The sequence below is a fragment of the Aliivibrio kagoshimensis genome (genome assembly GCF_050337105.1).
Classification (GTDB): Bacteria; Pseudomonadota; Gammaproteobacteria; order Enterobacterales; family Vibrionaceae; genus Aliivibrio_A; species Aliivibrio_A kagoshimensis.
Genome location: NZ_JAKJSQ010000164.1, coordinates 1 through 718 on the forward strand (window position 1 = coordinate 1; position 718 = coordinate 718).

The window sequence follows — 718 nt, forward strand, 5'->3', positions numbered from 1 at the left end:
ATATGTAACACCAAGAAGCTGGCTAATTAACATATTTATCAATTTTGATTTTAATATAGAGGATATTAATGAACAGGACGTTATTATCTGCATTCAGTAGTTACGAGATACTTCTATGAGCCGCATTCGTTATAGAAGTAACTTAAGCATAAAATACGGCGCGATTCTCTTCATACTGCTCTGCTCTATCGGGTTGTCATTAACTCTGTACCATACCAATAAGTTCAAAGAAATTACTGATAATACTCTCAATTTATTTAATCAGACCCTTCAACAGAACCTGCATGAAGAGCTAAAGCAAACGGGACTGATCATCTCACAAACCCTCTCGAGTAGCCTTATCGAACCTATCACTTATCGTAACTATAATGACATTCTGTCCATTTTAACCACATTCAAAACCAACCATAAAGTGATGTACGTTAATGTCTATGATGAATCAGGACTATTAATACATGATGGTAGTGAGTTAATTAGAGAATATGGTGAGTTCATCACTGAGTTACACCCGGATTATATAAATATCGACTCACCACTATCCCAATCTACTCATATTAATGAAAATGCCATACATATATCGACTCCGCTGCTCATCGACAACAATTTCCCCATTGGTTTCCTTCGATTTGGTATGCGATTCCCACATTTAGAAAACAGCATTAGTAACTTTAAATCAGAAATAGAGATCACAGAATATAAAAATCGTATAAACTTACAG

1 protein-coding gene is annotated in these 718 nt (G+C 35.0%); it reads left to right on the forward strand.

What is annotated here, in order from left to right:
* Window positions 1-115: 115 nt before the first annotated feature.
* Window positions 116-718: hypothetical protein (locus L4C32_RS20740; protein ID WP_428198778.1), on the forward strand; the 603-nt coding region annotated here is incomplete at its 3' end.